Raw genomic sequence first — 15,029 nt, forward strand, 5'->3', positions numbered from 1 at the left:
CCGACTGCCCCTTTCCGCCCTAGGGAATATATTTGATATCCTGAATGACGCCTTCGATGAACACTTCTTCCGACAGAATCGCCCGGATCACAAGCTCCGAGCCATATACCTCGAGCCTCCCCTTGGAGAGAGCCAGCTTCAGCAGGTCACTTGAAAAATGCAGCACCCCGCGGTGATTCTCGATGTACAGCTGCATGTTGCCGATCATCGTCATGCGGGGGAGGTCCATGACCACGTCTTGAGGCAGGTCGAGCAGTTTGGCGGTAAATTGATTGAGCCGGCGGGTCAGAGAGCGCATGGGTAACCTCCTCCTGAAGGTTTTCTGGAAGAAAACCACTGCGAAAGCATAAGCTAATGCGTTTTCCCGTTAGGGAAAACGACTTCGAAAGCATAAGCCCTTGGTTTTCTGGAAGAAAACCACTGCTTTAACATCCGGCTTGAGCGGACGCACAGCAGGGAGGCTTCAGAGTTGCAAGCGTAATGGACGGCGGACGGCAAAAGGGTCCCGTCAACCCAGCAGTCCGCAATAAGCCAGACGATAGGCCTGTTATCGGCTGAGGCCATGCAGGCAGGCCTGCATGCACCGCTCTTCCGAGCGCAAATACCGGGGGCTATTTACACCATATGCCCGCTGCGCGAAAATATGCCGCAGCCCCGCCCTTCCTGAGCTCCGCATCGGGTCTTCCGACCTTACCCATCCCGCCGTAAAACGTACGGAGCGCACCCACGCCTACCTCCCAAGATCTACCCCGCAACAGGCATCAGGAGCCGCGCACTGCCTGCCCGCGCTGCCGCTTTGGACCCCAACCCTTGCTCCGCTCCACGGGCGCTTGGGTGCCGTCTGCGCTCCGTGTGCAGTGCACTGCGCCTGCCCGCGCTGCCGCTTTGCCCCCCACCCCTGCTCCGCTCCACGGGCGCTTGGGTGCCGTCTGCGCTCCGTGTGCAGTGCACTGCGCCTGCCCGCGCTGCCGCTTTGCCCCCCACCCCTGCTCCGCTCCACGGGCGCTTGGGTGCCGTCTGTTGCTCCGTGTGCAGCGCACTGCGCCTGCCCGCGCTGCCGCTTGGGCCCCGTCACCACTCCGCTCCACGGGCGCTTGGGTGCCGTCTGCCCTTCGGAGGCAGCACAAAAAGCCCCGTTCCCGTCCGGATTTCCGGTCGGGAGCGGGGCTCCTGGCTGTCGGCGGCTCAGCGCCGGTAAGGCCGCTTGGCCCGCGGCGGGCCGAGAATCTCGGCCCACAGGAGGCCGCGTGCGGCATCCTGCGGCTTCAGCCGCAAGGGTTCCTTGCCTGCCTCCGCAGGGGCGGCGGAAAGGCCCTTCTGCGCCGCCGTGGCGGTCTGCGTCCTGGGCGCGGGAGGCCGCTGCTCCGGCTGCATACCGCGCTGCGCCGGCTCAGGTATGCGCTCCGCCCGCGCGGGCCGGGCGGGCTCCACCGCCTCCTGCGGCCGGGCGGCCGGCCCTGCAGCGCCCCTTCGGGCCTTCTGCGGCGCCGACGACCTTGCCGGCCATCCTCCCTCGCCTCCGCCGCCGAACGGCGGCATGGCGCGCTTCGGCGGCTGCTCCTCCCCGCCCGCCGACCCTCCGCGGGCTTTACGCAGGAAGGAGGTGACGAGGATATAGCCGATGACAAGAATAAACCAGTTGCTCAGCAGGAACTCCACAAGTTTCATCCCGCATCACTCCTTTTCACTGAGGACCCAGGATTTACGTGTCTTCCCCGTCTTTGCCCGGCTCGTTCATGCGGCCAAGGCTGGAGCGCATCTGGGTGTCCGCGTCAATATTTTTGAGATTCATATAATCCATTACGCCCATCTTGCCGTCGCGAAGCGCTTCGGCCATCGCCAATGGCACTTCGGATTCCGCCTCCACGACCTTCGCCTTCATCTCGACGACGCGGGCCTTCATCTCCTGCTCCTGCGCTACCGCCATCGCACGGCGTTCCTCGGCCTTCGCCTGGGCGATCCGCTTGTCGGCTTCGGCCTGCTCGGTTTGGAGGTGGGCACCGATGTTTTTGCCTACGTCCACATCTGCAATATCGATCGACAGAATCTCGAAAGCCGTACCGGCGTCAAGCCCCTTTCCGAGCACCGTCCGCGAGATGAGATCCGGATTCTCCAGCACTTCCTTATGTGACCCCGCCGAACCCACCGTGGTGACGATACCCTCCCCTACACGCGCGATGATCGTCTCTTCTCCGGCGCCGCCGACGAGGCGGTCAATGTTGGCCCGTACCGTTACCCTAGCGATGACCTTGACTTCAATCCCGTCCTTCGCCACGGCCGATACGGTCGGGGTCTCGATCACCTTCGGATTGACGCTCATCTGCACCGCCTGCAGCACATCCCGGCCGGCCAGGTCGATCGCCGCCGCCCGTTCGAACTCCAGGTGAATATTCGCGCGGTGAGCTGCAATCAGGGCGTTTACCACCCGATCGACGTTCCCGCCCGCCAGAAAATGGCTCTCAAGCTGGTTAATCGTAAGACCGAGCCCCGCCTTCGTCGCCTTGATCATCGGATTGACGATCCGGCTTGGAATAACCCGGCGCAGACGCATAGCAACCAGCGTAATAATCCCGACCCGCACACCGGAAGCCAGCGCCGAGATCCACAGCATGACCGGTACGAAGGTAAAGAACACCGACAGCGCAATGACCGCTAAGGCTGCCAGCAGAAGTATTGTAATCAAAGAACCGTCCATTCGAGATCCTCCTTAATTTAGGTCTGCTCAGCTCTGATGAGCAGACCTTTGTTCTTTTACTACCACCCGGGAGCCTTCCACCTGCGTCACAATCACGATGCTGCCCGCAGGGATGAACTGCCCGGAAGTCACGACATCCACCCTCTCTTCCCCGAACTGGGCCGTCCCCGACGGTCTCAGCGGGGTCAGGGAACGTCCGGACGCGCCGAGCAGATCCCGCCGCTCCTGCGATGAGACATAGCCCTCATCCGTCGTCAGCCGTTCGCTGAGAATAAACCGGTTCCATACCCCCCACCGGCGGAAGATCCAGATGACGGCCCCAGCCGCAATCAAAGCGACAACGGAGGCGATCGCGAGGTTCAAAGCGGCCTGCTGCGTATTGTAAGCCGCCATCACCACACCGCTGAACAGCGCACCGGCACCGAGCAGGCCCAGAATCCCGAACGAGGAGACGAAGATCTCGGTGACCAGCAGCAGAATCCCCGCTGCGAAGAGCGCCAGCTCTTCAAACCCGGCAAACCCGGCAATATAATGCCCGAAGAAATAGAGGCCGAAGCCCAGAAGGCCCAGGAGGCCCGGTAGGCCGAAGCCCGGAACAAACAGCTCGATCAGGATGCCTGCTATACCGATGATCAGGAGCAGCGAAGCCAGCCAAGGCTCGGTAACGAACCGTGCAATCCGTTCGGCCAGCGTAGGTCCCACCTCTATACGCGGATGCTCCGTCCCGCCAATGAACGAAACCACCGCATCCAGGTCCGGGGCAACCGTCTCGGCATACCCCACCTTCACTGCCTCGTCCGCCGTCAGCGTCACGATCTGGCCCTTGGGGACCGTCCGGCCCAGCTCAGGCAGATTCAATCCGGCATTCTTGTCGACCATCGCTTCAGCGACCGCCGGATTGCGCCCGCGCAGCTCAGCGGCAGATTTCATCATGCCGGACCAGGCCGAGACCACCTTCACGCTCTCGATTTCTTGGCCCGCCCCGTCTACCACGGCAGCCGCACCCAGAGAGCTTCCCGGTTCCATGACAATCTTACCGGCATTCAAAGCGATGTAGCTTCCAGCCGACAGGGCTTTACCCCGCACATAAGCCACCGTCGGAACCCGGCTGTTCTTGACGAGCTCCCCGATCGCCTGCGCCGAATCGACCCGGCCGCCGAAGGTATTCAGATCGAGTACGATATAGTACGCTCCCATCTCTTCGGCCTCAAGGAACGCACGCTCCAAGAAGGCCTGCAGCCCTGATTCCACACTTTGATGAACGGGGATCACTACAACCGGAGCGGCGCGCGGTGCGGTGGAAGCGGATGCGGCACCGGCCTGAACTCCCGGCATGTGCCACGCGAGGAACAGGGGCAGCAGAAGCAGCAGTGCCAGCAGCCAGATCCTTTCCCTCGCAATCGTGTGCCGGCGGCGTTGTCGTATCTCCATGGGTATCCTCCTTTACACTTGCTTTGACCACAAGCTCCCTGTATCCGAATAGTACGCAGGTGAACTTCATTCGATTCAAGGCCCGGAGAAAAAAGAAAAGCACCCCGGAACCGGAGTGCTTTTCGCTTTAGTTAAGACAAAAGTTGTTGAACGAAGCCGTTGACCACTTTCCCGTCAGCCCGTCCTTTTACCTTCGGCATCAGTGCGCCCATGACCTTACCCATATCCGCCTTTGAAGAAGCTCCCACTTCTTGGATGGTCTGCTGTACAATGGCTTTTACTTCCTCATCAGATAGCTGTTGCGGCATGTAGTCCATGAGAATGGCGACTTCTGCTTTCAGGTTTTCGGCCAGATCGTCCCGGCCGGCTTTTTCAAATTCTTGGAGGGAATCTTTTCGCTGTTTGATCTCGCGATTCAGAACGTCAAGCACTTCTTGGTCATCTAAGGTTTTGCGCGTATCGATCTCGATATTCTTGATCGCCGAACGAACCATACGGATTACGGAGAGTTTAAACTTGTCTTGACTCTTCATCGCAAGCTTCATGTCGTCATTTAATCTGTCGCTTAAGCTCATCGATTAAAAGCCTCCTAGAACTTTCTCTTGCGAGCAGCCTCTGACTTCTTCTTGCGCTTAACGCTTGGCTTCTCGTAGTGCTTACGTTTCTTAACCTCCGCCAACACGCCGTCTTTAGCGATGGAGCGCTTAAAGCGGCGGAGTGCAGCATCTATAGTTTCGTTCTTGCGAACTCGAGTTTCTGACACCAGTTTTCCCTCCCTCCGAACAGACCGTCCAAGACAACAAAAGACATTCATCAAACTTCATTATAGGGGAAAGAGATTCTAGGTGTCAACCCAATTGCGGAAGTTTTTGCAATCAGGCCAACAAGGGTCCTAAATTCTCCCCGCCGAGCAGGTGATAGTGCAGATGGAACACGACCTGGCCGGCATCTTTCCCGCAGTTGTTGACAAGACGATACCCCGATTCCGCTACCCCCTGCTCTCTCGCGATCGTCTGGGCCGCACGCTGCACTTCGCCCAGGAGAGCCCAATCCCCTTCCTGCACGTCGTTCATCGACGCCATGTGCTTCTTGGGGATGATGAGAATATGTACTGGCGCTGCAGGCTGGATGTCGTGAAAGGCGACGACCTGCTCGTTCTCGAACACCTTCTTGGAAGGAATGGTGCCTTCGACGATTTTACAAAAAATGCAATCCACTTCGGGGGCCTCCTCATCTTCAGTATGCCTTATCCCCTCAACTATACCTGAAATTATGAAAAAAGAAAATCACGATGCCGATAATAAAAACAGACTGTGAGTATGGCATTGGGAAACCACGCTGCTTAAGCGGCTTGGAAAGAGGACCGCGAGACGGTTATGATCAGGCAAACCGGGCTGGAACAGAGTCTTCCTCTTGGTCCGGCGCAGGTAATTTGCCCTCGATTGAAGAATAGGCCCCTGCAGATATAGACTACCGGTCTAAAAATAGAATATACTATAGACAGCACCACGTAAGGCCGGCTGCCGGTCTTCGAAGGAGGAACTCCCTTGAACCGTTTCATGCGCGCTGCGACGCGGAAGAAGCGAGAGTATCTCATGGAAGTGGCCCTGCAGCTTTTTATCGAGAAAGGATACGAACAGGTTTCCGTGGATGACATCATCGCGGCCACCCGTACCTCAAAGGGCACCTTTTATCATTACTTTAAAGGCAAGGATGAAATCTTAAGAGAAATTCCACGCAGGCAAACCGAAATTATCGAAGCCTGGTCCGCCCGCAAGCCGTCCGAGGTGCATTCGCTCGAGAGCCACGTGAACCGGCTGATGCTGGATCTCGCGGAAGCGGCGAGCGCCTCCCCCCGGCTGATCCGCAGCTGGCTGGCCCTGTCCCTTCAGAATGAAGGGCTGAAGGCCGCCATGGAGGAGTGGAGGAGCCATCTGCTTGGAAGTCTGCAGCGATGGCTTCCGGATCACGGAAGAGCACATATGCTGGTCACCGTGTATTTCGGCATTTTGATCGAATGGTGCGCGGCCAAAGAAGACGGACCGCCGCTGCCCGCCCGGATACAGGAAGGCCTTGCCTGGGCATGGCACGGGATCCGCAGCCGCACGGGGGCCGAACCCCTATGGACAGAACCAGAGCGAAAGGGAGAACAACTTATGAAAGTAGCCGTTATTGGCGGAGGGCTTGCAGGCTTGACCGCAGCCGCTTATTTGTCTGAACACCCCGGTATCGAGGGAATACTCTTCGAACGCAGCCCGCAGCTGGGCGGCAGAGCCTTTACGTACGAGAAAGCGGGCTTCACGCTGAACTACGGCGCTCACGCGATCTACGGCATCGACCGTCACTCCATCAGCGAGATGGAACGCGAGCTCGGCATGTCCTTCAGCTCCAAGCAGGTCGACAAGCGCAGAGTAATGTACGCCAAGCACGGCGAGCTTACGCCCGCTCCACTCGACTTCGTCAACCTGATGCGTACCGATCTGCTCAATCCGATGCAGAAAGTGCGTTTTGTCGGAGAGATCACGGCCATTATCGCCAACATTCATACCCTTCGCAATTACGAGACGCTCGGCGATTATCTCGCCCAGTCGGATGCTGACGAGGACGTCAAAGAGCTGTGGGAGCACCTGGTCTGCTCGAACTTCTTCATTGCCCCGGAGGAAGCCCGCAAGGTGCCCGGCGCGGTGATCAGCGAGTATTACCACAACCTGTTCCTGTCCATGCGTCCTGTCAACTATATTCTCGGCAGCTGGGCGGTCATCACCAATCAGCTCAAGCAGAAGATCTCCCTCGGCGGCCGCTGGGATATCGCCATTCAGGAAGGCGTGGACAGCATCCGTTATGCGGACCGCAAGTTCGTGCTTACGACCAAGAACCGCGAGGAAGCGTTCGACCGGGTGATCTTTGCGATGCCGGTGCAGCAGGTCGTGAAGCTGCTTAAGGGGACGCCTTGGGAGCCGTTCCTGGCCTCCTACGAAGACAATACGGCGACCGAAGTCATGGTCTATGATATCGGCCTGAAGCATGTCGTAGCCCGCCCGTTCAGCTACATCAGCGACATGGACAACAAAATGTTCATCAGCGACGTCTCCGCGACCGACCATACGCTGGTTCCTCCAGGCGGCCAGCTGCTGCAGGGAATAGCGTACCTCAGCGACAAGTACGAGGACGACGCCGAGCGCAAGGCTTACCTTGATGAGAAGACGAAAAAGATGGAAGCCCTGTTCGACGAGCATTATCCGGGCTGGCGTGATGCCACGGAAGTCAAGCGTGTCTCCAAAAAGGCGATGGTGGCCTCCGTCAAGAACATCGCCACCAACAAGCTGCTGCCGGTCCGCGTAGAGAACGTGCCGTTCTACTTCTGCGGCGACGGCTGCGAGGGCAAGGGCGAGCTCGCGGAACGCGCCTTCTCCAGTGCCCGCCTGGCGGCCAAGGCGATCCTGGAGGATCTGCCCGTGCCATCGGAGCAGAGGTAAGCAGAATCCGGCTTCACCCGATGAAACAGGCGCCGTTAACCTGCGGCGGAAAATAAAAAAGCTCCATGCTTGGTCTGACTTTTATCAGCAGACCAAGCGTGGAGCTTTTTTTGGTGCTATCTCATCATGCAGTTAACCTTATGGGTCAGTTCAGTCAGGGGCCATGCCTCCGCGGGTACAGCCGCTGAAAGTGCGGCACGGACACCTTGACGCCTCCGAAGGCTGGCCTCATGGGGGAGGCTCCCCCGCTCACTCACCCAAAGCGGAGTACGGTAACGTACTGGAACTCCGAAACGATCGAGGAATATTTCCTACGGCCATCCTATACCAAGCTGCCGAGCAGACCGGCGACCCGGGCCACCTGCTGCTTCAGCCAGGAGATCCAGCCCTGCTTCTCGCCGGGGGGCCGGGTTTCAGGCTGAGGAGAAGCGGCACCCTTTGCTTCCTCATAAGCGATGACCGGCTCCTGCGCCGCGGACGCTTCCGGCCTGGCCGACAAGGCAGCGGAGCCCCCGGAGGTACGGATATCCACGGTCCGGGTGCCGCCGTCCCATTTCACGGTCGCCCCGAAGGCCTCGGATACGAAACGGGCCGGCACCATCGTATACCCGTTCACCAGCTGGGCCGGCACCTCGAGGGTAAAGGTTTCACCGTCACGCTGGGCTTTGACGCTTCCGATCGCAATGGACACTTTCGTGCTCCCCTTCACCGCAGTCGCCGTCTTGGTAGCCGCATCCCAGGTCACTTTCGCGCCCATGGACTCGAAGATCGCGCGAAGCGGCGTCAGCGTGCTGCCGTCCCGGATCACCGGCGGCTGCTCGAAGGCGAGCTCTTTGCCGTCCACCTTCACGGCGACGCCCGAAGTGATGCCGAATGACCGCTCCGCCCGTTTGACCCCATCCCGGTTGTACACTGCAAGCTTGAGTACGGAGCCTTCCGGAACGCCGCCCGCCGCAAGTTCGATGGCGAACGGCGGAGCCGTCTGGGTATCGATCAGCTGGCCGTTCAGATAATACTCCACCCTGCCGATGTACACCTCCGGAATTTTGACGAACGGAACAATCCGGGTTCCCTGCGTGAAGGGAACATTCGACGAAAGCGGCACATAGCCCGTCCGGTCCGCCGGCACCGCTCCATTCTCCACTTTGGTCAGGAAGCGCTGGGGTGCGATCAGCCTGCTGTACAGCTTCATCATCGCGTCATTGTCGCGGAGAAGATAGTTATTCTTGGACTCGGTCATCCCGAGGTTGACATTAAAGTAGGTGATCGACTTCAGACGCGGATACTTCGCCGGCAGAATGTCATACACCCGCTGCAGGTTCAGCAGTCCGTAATCCGTGAACGACTCCTGCGGAATATTGGTATAGTGGGAAACGGCCGTCTCGCTGATCATGAGCGGCTTGCGCCCCGCGTAGGTCTTGTACAAATAGTCGAGACGCTCGATCGGCGAAGTCGCCTGCATATTGCCCTGCGCCGGATCACCGTTCTCATACGGCTCGTTATAGGTGCTGACTCCTACCCAGTCCACATAGGCGTCTCCCGGATAATAAGCGTCCATGGAGTACATCGGGACTTCCCCCGGACTCCAGACCATGGCCACATTCGGCGCTTCCTCCGCCATGATGTTATGCACCATGCGGAATTTCGCGATATATTTCTGCGGATCCCCGTGCCAGACAACCCAGGGGCCGTTCATCTCACTGGCATAGCGCAGGAAGATCGGTATGCCGGCTTCCTTGGCGCCCCGGGCCCACGAACGGACCGTCTCTTCGGTCACGGAATCGAGTCCGCCGGACGGCTCCCAGCCGATCTGCAGCCCCGCCCCCGCCTGCTTGGCCCTCTGGGCATACTGCATCGGAAAGGTGCTGCTCACTGGCGCATACGCAAGATAGAGGGCATGCTTTTTGTTATAAAACTGCTCCGAGCGGTCAAAATAATTGAGCATCTGCGGATCGCGCTCGGTATACATTCCGATATACGTGCCGTACGCCGGCTCGAACTTCTCCAGCTTGCCGCCCGCCGGCAATGCCTGACGCTTCAGCACTTCCGCATCCGAGATGCGGATATAGGCTTCCACGGTCGTCCGGATCTGCTCGGCACGCTGCAGATCCACCGCGCCCCAATCTTTGCCCGCCTTGAGCCAGTACTGGTTCTCGAGCTCGTAGTAGCGGATCGCCTGCTCGTAATCGCCGGCCTGGTCATAGTATTGGTCGAGGCGCCCGGCGAACAGCGCCGCATTCTGCCAGTCGCCAAGCGACGCATAATGATCCGTCAGGAAGCTCCAGTGCGGAACGGCCTCCGCCGGCTTTCCGTTCGCCACCGCCTGATCCGCGGCCTGCCAGCGGTTCCAGATCGCATCCGCCTTGACCGGTGTTCCTGCGCTTAGTACCGCGGTCCCTGCAATGACCAAGACGAGCAGCAGTCTGATCCCTGCCGGGCCCAACCCCCTACCGAAACGAAAAGCCGGACGGCCGCCGTGCCCCGCAGGCACAGCCGGCCGTACCGGCAGCGAATGCTTCTGTGGCATATCCTTGTCCCTCCCGCATAGAGCCTGTTGTCTCACTATTATACAACAGCTATGCGGGCGGAGATAGTTCTATGCCTCTTCCTTTACATGGTTTCCAGCTGAACCCGGCTGCCCTGCCCGCCCGGCTCGGCCGGATGGACGATGAGCCTGCGCGGCAGACGCGCCCGCAGCTCAGGTACGTGGGAGATGACGCCTACGGTCAGCTTGTCCATATGCAGCTTCTCGAGAGCCGAGATAACGGCATCGAGCAGATCGCCGTCCAGCGTCCCGAAGCCTTCGTCGAGGAAGAAGAACTCCAGCGGATGTTCGCCCTTCAACTGAATCTGGGTGGAGAGCGCCAGGGCCAGCGAAAGCGACGTCAGGAACGTCTCTCCGCCGGAGAGCGTGGTGACCGGCCGGCGGACCCCGCCGTTGGCGTCATCCCGGATGACGAAGCCGCCGCCCGAGTCGACCTCGATGGCATATTTCTGCCGCGTGAGCTGGCCGAGCCGGTCCGAAGCCGCTCTCGACACGTGCATGAGCTGCTCCTCCGCAAGGAATTCGACGAATGCGTTGCCGCGGAGCACGCCCTGCAGCTTGCCGAGCAGCGTTAGCTCCTCCTGGCAGGAGGCCCGCTGCTCCTCCAGCTCGGTCCAGCGGCGGTGCTTGCCCTGCAGCTCTTCCGCATCCCGCTCCGCGCGGGCCCGCTGCTGCAGGCAGGCTTCGTCCTCCTGCTTGCATGCCGCCAGTTCCTCCGACAGCGCCTGCCAAGCTTCTTCGCTGACCTCGCGCCCGGCGAGCTCGCCGTCGATCTCGGCGGCGCGGGCCGCCAGCTGATGCTCCTGCTTGCCATGGGCCTCCACTTCGGCCTCCCACTGCTCCTGCTCGCCGGCGCCGATCAGCGCCGCCTCGACTTCGTCCCGGCTCGAGAAGGCCTCCTGCTGCGAAAGCTGGAGCCACTCCGTCTCGAGCTCCTGCACAGCCGCAGCGGCAGAGACTTCTCCCTGCCGGGCGGCCGCTTCGGCACGCGCGGCTTCCTGGTGCGCCGCCGAGGCCGATTGGAGCGCATCGGCGGCCTCCTGGGCGGCTGAGCGCAGCCGCTGCAGCCCTCCCTGCACTTCGCGGACGAGCCGGCCGACGTCCTCGCCGCCGACCCACTCCTGCAGCCGCGCTGCGCCCTGCTCGGTATGCCGCTGCAGCGCCTCCTGTTCCGCCGAGAGCCGGACTGCCGTTTTCTCCGCTTCGGCCACCTGGCGCTGCAGCTCCTCCAGCCGCTGTCCCTTCTCTTCGAGGAAGGTAACACTCTTGTCCAGCCGGGTGCGCAGATCCTCGGCCAGCCGGTCTTTCTCCTGCAGCTGCGCCGCCAGCTCGGTGACCCCGTCCACAGGGATGCCGGGGAAGCGCCGTTCCCAGCCGGCCGCGGCACTCCCGCGGGCTGCCGTCAGCTCGCGCAGCTTCGCTTCAGCACTGTCCAGCAGCCCTTGCGCCGAGGCCGACTGGGCCGCAAGCTCCTGCTCCAGGCGCTCCGTCTCCCGGCTCTCCCGCGTCCACTGCTGAAGCTGGCCCTGAAGCTCCTGCGTTACCTTCTGCAGCTGGGTAAGAGCTTCAGACACGCCTTCAAGTCCTTTCCGGGCGCCTTCCGGATCCGCCGGGACATCGAGCGCTGAGGCCTCGCCAGAGGCCGTGCCGGCCGCAGCCTCGCGCAGCCCCGCCCCCTCCGGCAGCGCGCCGCTCTCCGCCAGGGCAGCCAGGCCTTCGGCCGCCGCCTGGAGGGCCATCAGCTGCCGGGCGGCCGCCGTCATCTTCTCGCGCAGCGGGAACTCGAGCCGCTCCCAGGCCTCGATGGCCTGGGCATGCCCAGTGCCCGCATCAGACCCCCGGCCCGCAGGCGCGGGGTGCTCCACCGCGCCGCATACCGGGCAGGCTTCGCCTTCGTGCAGGTGCACCGCCAGCTGCGCGGCCAGTACGCCAAGCTCCGCCTGCTGCTGCTCCCGGCGCAGCCGCGCGGTCTCCGCCGGCACGCGGGCCGCCGCTGCCGCAAGCCACTGCTCGGTGCGCGCAGCCTCGACACGCAGCGCAGCCAGCCGCTCGGCAGCCGGGGAGAGCCGCTGCGCCTCCCGCGCCCGGCGTTCCTTCAGCTCCGCGCTCCTGCGCTCCAGCGCTGCGTGCTCGCTCTGCCGCTTGGCGAGCTCGGCCGCCTGCTCCTCGAGCTGCTTCGCCAGCCGATCGAGCTCCCGCTTCTCCGCCACAGCCTCCTGCAGGAGGCTGCGGTAAGCGCTCGGCACCTCGGCCTCCTTCAGCTCGGCCTTCAACTGTGCCTGGCGCTGCAGCGCCTTCTCGCGCAGCTCCGCCTCGCGCGTGCGCTCGGCTCCGAGCGCGGCCAGCGCTTCGCCGCAGCGTGCGCCTTCGGCGGCCAGCGCCGCGAGCCGCTCGCGCCCCTGCGCGAGCTCGGCCGCGAGCTCCGCCGCCTGGCGCAGCTGCTCGAGCCGCGCGGCCAGCGGCGCCTCCTGCGCGGCCAGCGCGCCCTGCGCCGCGGCCTGGCGCTGCTGCGCGGCGGCCAGCGCCTGCTGCGCCGCGGCGAGCGCCGCCGCTGCCGCCTGCGCGGCCTCGTGCTGCTGCGCGAGCTGCGCCGCGGCGGCGCGCTGCCGGCGCACGAGCGGGCGCAGCCGCTCGGCCTGCGCCGCGCGCGCGAGGCGCGCCGCGAGCGCGGCGATGCGCGGCGCGTCGGCGGCAAGCGCCGCCTGGCGCGCGGCCAGCGCTGTGCGCTCGCGCTGCAGCTCGCGCACAGCGCGCAGCTCGGCCGTACGGCGTTCGCAGTCCGCGAGCCGCTCGCGGACCGTGCGGGCGGCCTCGCGGGCTTCGAGCAGGCGGGCTTCCGCCGCCTCCAGCGCCTCCTGCGAGGCGTCGCCGAGGCCCTGCTGCTCCGCCTGGAGCGCGCGGATCTTCACGTCCGTCTCCTTGAGACGGGCGCTCGTCTTCGCACTGAGGCGGTCGCCGTACGGCTCCAGGTGGAACAGCCGCTGGAGCATCGCGCGCCGGTCCTTGCCGGCCAGCGTCAGGAACTCGGCGAACTTGCCCTGCGGCAGCACGACCGCCCGGGTGAAGTCCGCCATCGCCAGGCCGAGAATCTCCTGAATCCGGCTGTTGACTTCGCCGGCCTTATCGGCCAGCACGATCGATTCGCCGTCCCTGAAGTGAATCAGGCGCGTAAGGGAGCCGAGAACGGATACGTCCCCTCCCCGCTTGAACTGCCGGTCCACCCGGTACCGCTTCGGTCCTTCGGCCGACGTCAGCTCGAAGGTGAAGGAGACGGACAGCGTCTGCTCCGCCTGGTTCATGATCGCCTGCGTGCCGCCGTTCGCCCTCTCGACTTTGCCGTAGAGGGCGAGCGTCATCGCATCGAGCAGCGTCGATTTGCCGCTGCCCGTCGGGCCGAAAATCCCGAACACCCCTGCGCCCGTCAGCTCCGTGAAATCAATCTCCTGCGCTTCCCGGTAGCTCTGCAGCCCCGCGATTTGCAAATGTATCGGCCTCATGAAGAAGCCTCCTTTCGTGTTCCCGCTCCGTCCGGCGGAGGGCTCCTTTGTTCTGCAGGATGGATTCTGAAGCTGGTTTCAGACTCCCGATGGTTCCCATACTTGCAGGCTCGAGGGCCCCTGCCGGGCGCGAGCTGCTGTTTCCCTTCATCTCAAGCAGCTCCCTGCCGCACTACACCGCCGCGTCGTCCTCTTCCTCCGCCAGCAGCTCCAGGAAGAGCTTTACGAGCTCCGGCTCAGGCTGGGCCCCTCCGGTCTGCCGCTCATAGAAGCGGCGGAACAGTTCGTCCATCGGCGCTTTGGTCGCCGACACGGCCTCCGACTGCAGGTCCGCCTCCATCTCCGGATATACGGGACGGATGTGGATGAACCCTTCCCGCGTCTGCCTCAGCTTGTGGATCTGCTCCAGCGACATCGTCTCCGTCAGATGAACCTCGAGATCGATCCAGGCTGTGGGGTCCTTCCCTTCCTCCAGCCACTGGTGCACCTCGGAGAGTCCGCCTTTCGCTTTCCAATGCACGAGCGGCCGGCCGCTTGAGAGGAATATCTCCTCCATCTGCGGCTCGGCACCCGGACGGATGTCGAGCACGGTGACCGATTTAGCCTGTCCCGCTTCCGAGAAGCTGTAGGCCAGCGGAGAGCCGCTGTAGCGCATCAGCGAGTCCGCCTTGATGTTCTGAGGCCGGTGAAGATGGCCCAGCGCCACGTATTGGGCGCCGACGGAGAGCGACTGGGTATCGACGGTATAGGCGCCGCCGACCTGAATCGGCCGCTCCGACTCCGTCTCCTTGCCCCCGAGCACATACAGATGGCTCATGAGCAGATTGACCGTATCCGGGCGGAACCGCTTCGCCTGCTCCTCGGCGATATGCCGCACACGCTCCGAATAAGCCGCGCGCAGCACCGTCTCCTCCGCTTCGTCCGAGAGCAGCTCCTTGAGCCGCGATTCCGACGGGTAAGGCAGCATGTAGATCACCGCCGACTCGCCGGTCCTGGCGATATGCGTCTCATGAACCCGCGCTTCCGGCAGACCTACCAGCGTGACGCCGAGCCGGTCCGCCAATGGGGCTGCTGCGGCCAGGCGATCCGGGTGGTCATGGTTGCCGGCAATCACGTAGACCGGCCTCTGTCCCTGATCGGACAATCGGGAGAGTGCGTCGTAGAACAGGCTCTCGGCCGCTGCCGGCGGGTTGACGGAATCGTAGACGTCGCCGGCCAGAAGCACGAGGTCAATGTTCTGGTCGCGCACCAGCTCTACCAGCTCGTCGACGAACGCCTCCTGCTCCGGCAGCCGGCTCCGACCCTCCAAGGTACGGCCAAAATGCCAGTCGGCCGTATGTAAAATCCGCATTCTATCTCTTCCTTCCTCTGCCGAACTAGCCGGG

11 protein-coding genes are annotated in these 15,029 nt (G+C 62.6%); 1 reads left to right on the forward strand and 10 read right to left on the reverse strand.

The genetic code is table 11. The annotated features are described in order from the left end of the window. Positions 1 to 19: 19 nt before the first annotated feature. The 7 genes from yqfC to ACP26L_RS26295 all read right to left on the reverse strand — a co-directional run bounded on the left by yqfC (position 20) and on the right by ACP26L_RS26295 (position 5,343). On the reverse strand, positions 20 to 298 hold the full coding sequence (gene yqfC, locus ACP26L_RS26265; RefSeq protein ID WP_426447802.1) for a sporulation protein YqfC: 279 nt from the start codon (positions 296 to 298) through the stop codon (positions 20 to 22). An 887-nt stretch (positions 299 to 1,185) separates the two neighbouring features. Then, positions 1,186 to 1,668 carry a hypothetical protein gene (locus ACP26L_RS26270; RefSeq protein WP_426447804.1) on the reverse strand — a complete coding sequence of 161 codons (483 nt, stop codon included), beginning with the start codon at positions 1,666 to 1,668 and terminating at the stop codon, positions 1,186 to 1,188. A 34-nt stretch (positions 1,669 to 1,702) separates the two neighbouring features. Continuing rightward, positions 1,703 to 2,695, reverse strand: a complete 993-nt coding sequence (gene floA, locus ACP26L_RS26275) for a flotillin-like protein FloA (RefSeq protein ID WP_426447806.1) — start codon at positions 2,693 to 2,695, stop codon at positions 1,703 to 1,705. Between the two features lie 27 nt (positions 2,696 to 2,722). Continuing rightward, positions 2,723 to 4,126 carry an NfeD family protein gene (locus tag ACP26L_RS26280; RefSeq protein ID WP_426447808.1) on the reverse strand — a complete coding sequence of 468 codons (1,404 nt, stop codon included), beginning with the start codon at positions 4,124 to 4,126 and terminating at the stop codon, positions 2,723 to 2,725. A 131-nt stretch (positions 4,127 to 4,257) separates the two neighbouring features. Further along, positions 4,258 to 4,701 carry a GatB/YqeY domain-containing protein gene (locus ACP26L_RS26285; RefSeq protein ID WP_426447810.1) on the reverse strand — a complete coding sequence of 148 codons (444 nt, stop codon included), beginning with the start codon at positions 4,699 to 4,701 and terminating at the stop codon, positions 4,258 to 4,260. Between the two features lie 14 nt (positions 4,702 to 4,715). Continuing rightward, positions 4,716 to 4,889 carry a 30S ribosomal protein S21 gene (gene rpsU, locus ACP26L_RS26290; RefSeq protein WP_010491812.1) on the reverse strand — a complete coding sequence of 58 codons (174 nt, stop codon included), beginning with the start codon at positions 4,887 to 4,889 and terminating at the stop codon, positions 4,716 to 4,718. Positions 4,890 to 5,001: 112 nt separating this feature from the next. Beyond that, a complete protein-coding gene (locus tag ACP26L_RS26295; protein ID WP_013917816.1) occupies positions 5,002 to 5,343 on the reverse strand; it encodes a histidine triad nucleotide-binding protein in 342 nt (113 codons plus the stop codon). A 330-nt stretch (positions 5,344 to 5,673) separates the two neighbouring features. On the opposite strand from ACP26L_RS26295, the gene ACP26L_RS26300 reads away from it, so the two are divergent. After that, positions 5,674 to 7,602: an FAD-dependent oxidoreductase gene (locus tag ACP26L_RS26300; protein ID WP_426447813.1), complete on the forward strand. Its 1,929-nt coding sequence runs from the start codon at positions 5,674 to 5,676 to the stop codon at positions 7,600 to 7,602. 322 nt (positions 7,603 to 7,924) lie between these two features. Here the strand turns inward: ACP26L_RS26300 and ACP26L_RS26305 are convergent, their stop codons facing one another. The 3 genes from ACP26L_RS26305 to ACP26L_RS26315 all read right to left on the reverse strand — a co-directional run bounded on the left by ACP26L_RS26305 (position 7,925) and on the right by ACP26L_RS26315 (position 14,995). Continuing rightward, positions 7,925 to 10,129, reverse strand: coding sequence for a stalk domain-containing protein (locus tag ACP26L_RS26305; protein WP_426447814.1), 2,205 nt, complete (start codon positions 10,127 to 10,129; stop codon positions 7,925 to 7,927). A gap of 83 nt (positions 10,130 to 10,212) precedes the next feature. Next, complete coding sequence (locus ACP26L_RS26310) at positions 10,213 to 13,644, reverse strand: AAA family ATPase (RefSeq protein WP_426447815.1); 3,432 nt, start codon at positions 13,642 to 13,644, stop codon at positions 10,213 to 10,215. A gap of 172 nt (positions 13,645 to 13,816) precedes the next feature. Next, a complete protein-coding gene (locus ACP26L_RS26315; RefSeq protein WP_426447817.1) occupies positions 13,817 to 14,995 on the reverse strand; it encodes an exonuclease SbcCD subunit D in 1,179 nt (392 codons plus the stop codon). Between the last annotated feature and the right edge of the window lie 34 nt (positions 14,996 to 15,029).

The sequence above is a fragment of the Paenibacillus sp. S-38 genome (assembly GCF_049942825.1).
GTDB lineage: Bacteria > Bacillota > Bacilli > Paenibacillales > NBRC-103111 > Paenibacillus_G.

Bases quoted from the DNA above. Each gene is read 5' to 3' on its own strand.
- yqfC (WP_426447802.1), bottom strand. From the start codon at position 298: ATGCGCTCTCTGACCCGCCGGCTCAATCAATTTACCGCCAAACTGCTC.
- ACP26L_RS26270 (WP_426447804.1), bottom strand. From the start codon at position 1,668: ATGAAACTTGTGGAGTTCCTGCTGAGCAACTGGTTTATTCTTGTCATC.
- floA (WP_426447806.1), bottom strand. From the start codon at position 2,695: ATGGACGGTTCTTTGATTACAATACTTCTGCTGGCAGCCTTAGCGGTC.
- ACP26L_RS26280 (WP_426447808.1), bottom strand. From the start codon at position 4,126: ATGGAGATACGACAACGCCGCCGGCACACGATTGCGAGGGAAAGGATC.
- ACP26L_RS26285 (WP_426447810.1), bottom strand. From the start codon at position 4,701: ATGAGCTTAAGCGACAGATTAAATGACGACATGAAGCTTGCGATGAAG.
- ACP26L_RS26305 (WP_426447814.1), bottom strand. From the start codon at position 10,129: ATGCCACAGAAGCATTCGCTGCCGGTACGGCCGGCTGTGCCTGCGGGG.
- ACP26L_RS26310 (WP_426447815.1), bottom strand. From the start codon at position 13,644: ATGAGGCCGATACATTTGCAAATCGCGGGGCTGCAGAGCTACCGGGAA.
- ACP26L_RS26315 (WP_426447817.1), bottom strand. From the start codon at position 14,995: ATGCGGATTTTACATACGGCCGACTGGCATTTTGGCCGTACCTTGGAG.